The 842-nt window shown below is 68.5% G+C and carries 2 protein-coding genes; both read right to left on the reverse strand.

What is annotated here, in order from left to right; all coding sequences use genetic code 11:
* Positions 1-153 precede the first annotated feature (153 nt).
* Entirely contained in the window at positions 154-453 is a 300-nt protein-coding gene (locus tag ACYQ0J_RS00370; RefSeq protein WP_460170243.1) for a CopG family antitoxin, read from the reverse strand.
* A 12-nt stretch (positions 454-465) separates the two neighbouring features.
* Complete coding sequence (locus ACYQ0J_RS00375) at positions 466-768, reverse strand: BrnT family toxin (RefSeq protein WP_460170244.1); 303 nt, start codon at positions 766-768, stop codon at positions 466-468.
* Between the last annotated feature and the right edge of the window lie 74 nt (positions 769-842).

Consider the following 842-nt stretch of genomic DNA (forward strand, 5'->3'; position numbering starts at 1 on the left):
GGAGCCTCTCCCCTTCCGGCCTCTCCCGGGAGCGGGCCCTGGAGCTCCACGCCCTCCTCTCGGCAGTGTGGCTGGATCTGAACGAGGTGCGCCCGGGCCGGGTGCCCGACCTGGACCGGGCCCTAAGGCTCCTGGAGGAAGCCCTTGGCGGTCTTAGATGACCCCTTCCCGCTTCTCCTCCTCGTAGAGCCTTTCCAGCACGAACTCCTTGAGGAGGGTCTGGTAGCCCTTGCCCGTCCTCCGGGCGATGGCCTTGAGCCGCCTCAGGAGGTCCTCGTCCAGGCGTATGGAAACGGGCCGGGTCCTGGGGCGGGCCGGGGGCAGAAGGCCCTCCGGCGGTGGGGCCATCTCCGCCAGGAGTTCTTCCCCCAGGCCGTGCTCCGCCCAAAAACGGCTCTCCTCTTCCTCACTGGCGAACTCGGGGATTTCCTCCAGGCTGTGCACCTTCCGCATTCTCTTCATGCTTTACTTTCCCCTCCTCCGGTAGCGGCGTTTCTCCTCCAAGGTGGCGTCCCGGGCGGTGATGGGCCGCACCCTGCCTTCCCTGCGGGTGAAGACCACGAAGAGGACCCTTCCGGCTTCCGTGGCCCCCAGGGCCGCCCAGCGGTCCTCGCCCCCTTGGGAGCGCGTGCGGAGCACCAGCCGCTTGGGGTCGGTGAGGGCTTCCTCCACCTCCTGGGGACGCACCCCGTGCCGGGCGATGTGGGCGGTGTTGGCCTCATCCCAGGCGAAGCCCAAGGGGAAACCTCCCCTTTCAGTATATACCATGGTATTTGCAAGGGGGGGCCATGACCGCCGCGACCCACCTGGCCGGGGCCGCCCTCACCGCTTCCCTCCTGCGG

The sequence above is a fragment of the Thermus sp. FJN-A genome, from assembly GCF_054655095.1.